The sequence below is a fragment of the Buttiauxella sp. S19-1 genome (genome assembly GCF_022134725.1).
GTDB classification, from domain to species: Bacteria; Pseudomonadota; Gammaproteobacteria; order Enterobacterales; family Enterobacteriaceae; genus Buttiauxella; species Buttiauxella ferragutiae.
This window is the reverse complement of the sequence record NZ_JAHWLU010000180.1, coordinates 1-5,921: the sequence shown is the minus strand read 5'-3', so window position 1 is coordinate 5,921 and position 5,921 is coordinate 1. Positions and strand designations below refer to the sequence as shown.

Annotated in this window: 7 protein-coding genes and 4 pseudogenes; 8 read left to right on the top strand and 3 right to left on the bottom strand. The window is 46.8% G+C overall.

Going from position 1 to position 5,921, the window contains the following annotated elements:
- The 4 genes and pseudogenes from MES37_RS24785 to MES37_RS23060 form a co-directional block, all read left to right on the top strand.
- A partial coding sequence (locus MES37_RS24785; RefSeq protein WP_273695185.1) for a VENN motif pre-toxin domain-containing protein occupies positions 1 to 1,376 on the top strand: 1,376 nt, incomplete at its 5' end.
- Between the two features lie 21 nt (positions 1,377 to 1,397).
- Positions 1,398 to 1,589: a DUF4926 domain-containing protein gene (locus tag MES37_RS23075; protein ID WP_237932719.1), complete on the top strand. Its 192-nt coding sequence runs from the start codon at positions 1,398 to 1,400 to the stop codon at positions 1,587 to 1,589.
- A gap of 113 nt (positions 1,590 to 1,702) precedes the next feature.
- Positions 1,703 to 2,014, top strand: a pseudogene (locus MES37_RS25020) (hemagglutinin repeat-containing protein); the annotation flags it as partial.
- Between the two features lie 205 nt (positions 2,015 to 2,219).
- Positions 2,220 to 2,414: pseudogene (locus tag MES37_RS23060) on the top strand (MafI family immunity protein); the annotation flags it as partial.
- 107 nt (positions 2,415 to 2,521) lie between these two features.
- Here MES37_RS23060 and MES37_RS23055 read toward each other — a convergent pair.
- Positions 2,522 to 2,674 (bottom strand): annotated as a pseudogene (locus tag MES37_RS23055) (SymE family type I addiction module toxin); the annotation flags it as partial.
- Between the two features lie 165 nt (positions 2,675 to 2,839).
- Here MES37_RS23055 and MES37_RS23050 point away from each other — a divergent pair.
- Together MES37_RS23050 and MES37_RS23045 are read left to right on the top strand one after the other, a co-directional pair.
- A complete protein-coding gene (locus MES37_RS23050; RefSeq protein WP_237932718.1) occupies positions 2,840 to 3,601 on the top strand; it encodes a hypothetical protein in 762 nt (253 codons plus the stop codon).
- The gene (locus MES37_RS23045; RefSeq protein ID WP_232887486.1) at positions 3,598 to 3,885 is read left to right on the top strand and encodes a hypothetical protein; all 288 of its coding nucleotides are present in this window, start codon (positions 3,598 to 3,600) and stop codon (positions 3,883 to 3,885) included. The genes MES37_RS23050 and MES37_RS23045 overlap by 4 nt, the downstream gene beginning before the upstream one ends.
- A 57-nt stretch (positions 3,886 to 3,942) precedes the next feature.
- Here MES37_RS23045 and MES37_RS23040 read toward each other — a convergent pair.
- A pseudogene (locus tag MES37_RS23040) lies at positions 3,943 to 4,164 on the bottom strand (SymE family type I addiction module toxin).
- A 227-nt stretch (positions 4,165 to 4,391) separates the two neighbouring features.
- Here MES37_RS23040 and MES37_RS23035 point away from each other — a divergent pair.
- A complete protein-coding gene (locus MES37_RS23035) occupies positions 4,392 to 5,048 on the top strand; it encodes a colicin D domain-containing protein (protein ID WP_237932717.1) in 657 nt (218 codons plus the stop codon).
- Positions 5,049 to 5,080: 32 nt separating this feature from the next.
- Complete coding sequence (locus tag MES37_RS23030; protein WP_062749683.1) at positions 5,081 to 5,353, top strand: colicin immunity domain-containing protein; 273 nt, start codon at positions 5,081 to 5,083, stop codon at positions 5,351 to 5,353.
- A 49-nt stretch (positions 5,354 to 5,402) separates the two neighbouring features.
- Here MES37_RS23030 and MES37_RS23025 read toward each other — a convergent pair whose 3' ends face one another.
- Complete coding sequence (locus MES37_RS23025) at positions 5,403 to 5,765, bottom strand: SymE family type I addiction module toxin (RefSeq protein ID WP_237932716.1); 363 nt, start codon at positions 5,763 to 5,765, stop codon at positions 5,403 to 5,405.
- Positions 5,766 to 5,921: the final 156 nt, after the last annotated feature.

Here is a 5,921-nt window from a genome sequence, read left to right as displayed (position 1 = left end):
AGGCTGCAGATATTGCCCGGACGCAGGGTGAACTGAGTGCTATCAAGGATGCACAGGAGAAAATGAAGTCTGTTTCTCCGGAAGACCGCGCCAAAGCGAAAGTGCAGTGGGAGAAAGAAAATCCGGGCAAAACTGCGACCCCTGACAACATTAATTCTCAGGTTTATAAAAACTATTATGACGACGCTTTTGCAGCTTCGGGAATGGGGACCGGTGGTGCGGTTCAGCGCGGTATCCAGGCTGCGACAGCCGCACTCCAGGGGCTGGCGGGTGGAAATATCGCTGGTGCGCTGGCGGGGGCTTCAGCACCGGAACTAGCGCATCTGCTGAAATCTACCGAAGGTGACCCGGCGGTGAATGCCATTGCTCACGCCATACTGGGTGGTGCTGTGGCAGCGCTTCAGGGTAATAGTGCGGCAGCAGGCGCGGTGGGTGCAGCTTCGGGTGAACTGGCGGCACGAGCAATAGCTGCTGCGCTGTACCCGGATACAGACATATCGAAACTGACTGAAGAGCAGAGACAGACGGTCAGTGCGCTGGCGAGTATCTCCGCCGGAATGGCGGGTGGTATTGCGGGTGGGGATGTTGCGGGTGCGGCTACCGGTGCGAATGCCGGGAAGAATGCGGTTGAGAATAATCTTCTGAGCGGAACGGAAGACGGTCAGACTGCCTTCGTGCAGGAACACGCCAAAAATGTCATGTCCTGCACAACGGATCCGGGTTCCGATAGTTGCAAAAAGGGTCTGGCGATGCAAAATGCGCTGATGGTGGCGTTGCCTGCGGGTCTGGGTGGTGGAGTACTGGCGGCGGCGACACCAGAGATAGCCGCGGCGGCGCAGGCGGCAATCCAGGCTTGTGTGGGAAGTGTGGTGCTGTGCCTGAATAATGTCGGCATCCAGTTATCGGAAGCCGTGGTGCCGGGTGGCGTGGGTGCTGGCGGGGCGATAGGGATAGGTAAGACAGCAGCAGAAGCCAGTGCGGCGAAAGCTGAAGCTGTGGCGGCTAATGCGGCTAAGAATGCCGGAAATGGCAGCAGTATAAACTCGATTAAAAATGCAGCTGAAACACAAGTTAGTGTTGATCAGAAATTAGCTAACTATCTGTTAGATAAGCAACATCCTGCTGGAGGGAGTAAGGCGGAATGGTTCGATAGTGCTCTTGGTTTTAACAAAACAAACTCAGACGAGCTTGCGAAACAAATCGTTTTTGACTCTGGTAAAGCCGTTAAAACAGCAGAAACGCAGTTTGGTACTAAATACGATCAGGTGATACCGATAACTGGTACGAATGGTAGAACAATTAACGTTAAATTTGGTTGGATCGAGAATAATGACGGTGTAGTTAGGCTCGTAACAGCTATTCCAGCTAAGAAATAAATACATAGTGGTATTTACTTTATGATCAAAGAATACGATGTAGTTAAAGCCAAAAAAGACTTGTCTGACACTGTGCTAAAAGGATGTAGGGGAGCAGTTGTTATGATATATCAAGAGCCTACATTAGGTTATGAAGTTGAATTCATTGATAATGAAGGTGATACATTAGATGTTTTGACGGTTTACCCTGATGATATTGAATCATCAAGGTGACAATATATTTTTAATAACACTCAAAGCCCCCGGCCACCTGAGCTGGGAGCTTTTTATCTGTCACTCAGCGGCTAACTGTCTGATCACTAGTTGGCGCGTTCCTGGGTGATGATATCGGCAGCCAGATTAAAGCCGGGCTGGACGTGACGCTGAATGCGGCAGACGACATTAACCTGATTTCCTCACAGAACACGCAGCTGCTGGAGGGAGAGAACAAGAGCAGCGGCGGCGCGATTGGTGTCGGAGAAAGCGGTGCCGGCATCAACATCTCTACCAGCGGGAATGCGTCGAAGGGCAACGAGTAGGGCAACGGTACTCAGCATAATGAAACCACGAAAGACGCAGGGAACCGCATCAGCATCAACAGCGGTGACGACACCACGATTGCCGGCGCGCAGGTGAACGGCAAAAGTGTGGTGGCGGATACCCAATGGTATGCACAGTCAGGGACTGGAGGACTTTATACAAATGCAGGTAATCCAGCCAGATGGGTTGCCTGGGAGGTTCGTGATGATGTACGTATACGAGTGATATATGAGCCAGCTAGTGGTAAGGTGATCACTGCCTTCCCAGACGATAAACCGACGCCACCTGCGCTAAAACCTATAAAATAAAGAGTGATTATCAGATATGGACGTAAACGAAAAAATAAAAGCATTGGGGAATGGTTTGAAAGATCGTTTAGAGCCTTCGCTCGTTGATTACGATCTGGAATATATAGATCATTCTGAGAATGTATTGGCATTCGAAACGCTATGTGACCATATCGCTGATTATGATGTTGTGGTAACAAAGGATGAGTACAAGCAGGTTCTTCTGATAGCTGAGGATTTGGGATTGGAAATTGATAATCGATATCAATACATCAACCCTGAAAAAAAATGTAAGCATCAATCCCAGCCTTCAGAAGCTGGGATTTTTTTATGTGCGGTTCAGAACTTAAACTCGAGTTCGATGGTAAGCCTGCCCTGCTCAGCGGTGACAATCACTGGCTGGCCGGTGCGGAAACCCAGCGCTTCAAGCCAGCGGCCCTTGATGGTCAGTTGCGGCAGCGGGTTCGGCTGGCCCTGGTTGGGGCGATAACGGAGCGCAAAAGTGCGCGTCGGGGCTTCGCCGTCCGCGCATCAGAATGCACTGGTGTAAAGTGGTTGTAAGTAACTGAGTGAGCTAGGGAAAAGTGATGTTCGCCGGGTAACTTCACAACGGATAAAGTTGTTGTTGAGAATAACTATCTGAGTGCCACGGAAGCATTGTCATTTGATCAGGAGCTACAAACCTGTACAGCCAAAGGCAACTGTGATGCGGTTCGTGAGAAATATGGAAAACTCAGCGAAGAAAATAGCGAGAAATTAAAAGCTGTTTGTCAGGAAAGTCCATTGACTTGTGAGGTTTATTACAAGGAGGTTATTCAAGGTGGAATAGCTACGACAGAAAGACCGGACTGGCTATATAAGTCGATGAGTACAGATGAGGCTAAAGCCTTCGTTCAGCAGGCTAACGGTCAAGATTTAGCGCTGATCGATACAACTTCTGAATCGTGGATGAAATTTGCGGCATTTGCATCAGATCCAGAAAATCAGGCAGCGGTTTTATCTTTGGGGGTTGCGGGAAAAAATCTGATTCAGTTAGCCCAAAATAGTTTAGCTACTAAATCTTTACTCAAAGAAATGACGGCTCAGGGTATTAAATATTCACCTGAAAATATTGTCAACGTGGCAAGGGATGCAAGTGGTAAAATTATCTTTCTTGAAACCGGCAGTCCTACAGCAGGGTTACAACATATTATAAAGGAACATGGAAGCCAATTTTCTCAAATAGGTGTTTCGGAAGCACAAATTCCAAGTGTGGTAATGAAAGCTGTAACACAAGGAAAAGTAGTTGGTTATCAAGGTTTTGGTACTGGTCGCCCGATTTATGAAACTATTATCAATGGTCAGAAATATAACATCGCAGTTACTGTTGGAAGTAATGGATATATTGTAGGTGCGAACTTGAGAGGTGCAGTGAAATGAAGAAAATAAAATTAATGGCTGATTATGGGTGTTATCCCCTATGGGGAACAACGCCTGATGATTTTGGGGATATAGCACCTGATTTATTACCTATATCTACAGACCTCCAAGAAAGCCTTCAGCGATGGGCGGATCGGTTTGAAGCAATACTTAATATTGATGATCCTGCATCTTCAGGTTTTAAAAATGAATTGGAAGAAGAGACTTTTATAAAAGATGGGTATGTGCTAGCTCAGCGGTTACGTGATGAACTTGGTAGTGAATATGAGATTATTTATCAGTAACGAGAGCTGAAAAGGTTGGCAAATAGCCCCAGATATTCACACTGGGGCTATTTTCTGTCAGAAATTACTATCAGTCTGAATAATTAGCCGCCCGTGCTCAACGGTCACCGTCACCGGCGTATCCGTCCCAAACCCCGCCTCTTTTAGCCAGTCGCCCTTCAGGTGCAGGCTGGGATGGCGATTGTAATAAGTGGTCATACCCGTTCAGCGGTCTTCGTGGCGGACGCTGACATAGCCCACTTTATAACGGCGCTGTGTTTTGGAAATAAACAGTATCATGCTCTTTAACAGTGTCGGGGAAAATGGCTTACGGGGTGCAAAAGTGCACGTCAGGGCTTCGTCATCCGTACATCAAAATGCACTGGCAAAACTGGGTTGTAACCTGCTGACTGTACTAGGAAAAGTGGTGTTCGCTGGCTAACTTCGCAACGGATAAAGTTGTTGTTGAGAATAACTCGCTGAGTGGAGATAAGGCGCGGGCAGCGGTTAAGGAAAGTGCTGAGGCAATGAAAGCTCAGGTTCGAGAAACCCTTGGCGAAGGCTCTTTATCTCAACTGGTTAACGGAACTATCAATGCACTAGCTGATGGTGGTGACAGCGTGTTAGGTTCTGCGGACTATGCTGCTGATGCCGCAATGGCACTGACAGCTTGTTCGATAGGTGACAGTTATTGCACTAAAGCTATGAGTGACCTGTCTGGCAAAAACCAGGCGGTGGCCGACTCGGTTAGTGCATTAATGAATGGTGATACTTGGGAAGGGATAAAAACACTCGCTCAGAAAGCTAACCAGGGCGATCAGCTTGCACTGGAAGGTATGGGGGGGTTGATGGCTGGCATCCTTATTCCGGGCAAGAAAATCCCTGATGTTGGAGCCGTTATTGTCTCTGATAGTGTCGCTTTTAGTGCCAAACAGTTAGATAAGAAATTCAAACATGCAATTGATTTTGACATTGTTACCACAAAGAAAAATCCCGAGACGCTTAAGCAGTATGAGACTGCCATTAAGAGTCATTTAGATGATGCAGCCACCACCGAAAATGGTACTTATGGTTTTGTGAAAGACTCTAAAGTATTCTTTAATTCGAATACAAATAATGCAGTTGTTATCGATAAGTCAGGTGAGTTTATTACGGGATTTAAAGTTATTCCAGGAGCACCTTAATATGATAACTATATGAAAAATGGGATTTTAAGATGAGTTATTTACTTTTGGAATTTGCTAGATCTTTTGGCGCTGAAAGGTTATCTGCAGCAACATTCGCAGAAGCATACATAGAGCTTTGGCGTATAGAAAGAGATAGCAAAAATATACTGAACTATGATGAGAAGATAAGTGAGTGTTTATCAACTATATTTTGTATGGCTGATATGTATAACCCAGATGAAGATCGTGAAGAATACGAATTTAATGATGAACAACTACGGGGTGAAATAAATAAACTCATAACTACTTATATCAATAAGTAAAAGAATATCCCGGCCACTTCTGAGCCGGGATTTTTTTATCTGTCAGCCGTCAGCCCCACTTCCCCGCTGGCGGTCGCTTAGCAGTGATCACCTCGATAAACTCGAGGATCTGTTGTTGCTTACGGCCTGAAAGTTTAGTGACCTTCTTCAGCGTCTGCATGATCTCCGGCTCTGGCGGCGGTACAGGCAACGGTTCCTGAGCGGTGAGCACCAGGCAACCGGGCATTACGCGGATCTTCAGTGGTGTACCGGTTGTAAACCCCGCATCTTCCAGCCAGTAACCTTTAAGCGTGATGGTCGGTGCGGGTTCGTGGGTCTGCCAGTCGCGGATGTAACCCACGGTATAACGGCGGGTTTTTAGTTCTGGCGCTTCAGTTGTGACAACTTCTGACTTAGAATCGTGCTCAGCCATGATTAACTCCGTAATAGTTGGTTATGGTTAGCGGTGATTCAGTGCTCCAACACTGGATCATCGCGTCCTTTATGATTGCTAATCCTTCGCATTTCTTACACGTTGATTAACATCGTGTTTCAAAATCAGTGCTTCCAGTAGTACTTTTGTCACTGA

Bases quoted from the DNA above. Each gene is read 5' to 3' on its own strand.
- MES37_RS23075 (WP_237932719.1), top strand. From the start codon at position 1,398: ATGATCAAAGAATACGATGTAGTTAAAGCCAAAAAAGACTTGTCTGAC.
- MES37_RS23035 (WP_237932717.1), top strand. From the start codon at position 4,392: ATGAAAGCTCAGGTTCGAGAAACCCTTGGCGAAGGCTCTTTATCTCAA.
- MES37_RS23025 (WP_237932716.1), bottom strand. From the start codon at position 5,765: ATGGCTGAGCACGATTCTAAGTCAGAAGTTGTCACAACTGAAGCGCCA.
- MES37_RS23045 (WP_232887486.1), top strand. From the start codon at position 3,598: ATGAAGAAAATAAAATTAATGGCTGATTATGGGTGTTATCCCCTATGG.
- MES37_RS23030 (WP_062749683.1), top strand. From the start codon at position 5,081: ATGAGTTATTTACTTTTGGAATTTGCTAGATCTTTTGGCGCTGAAAGG.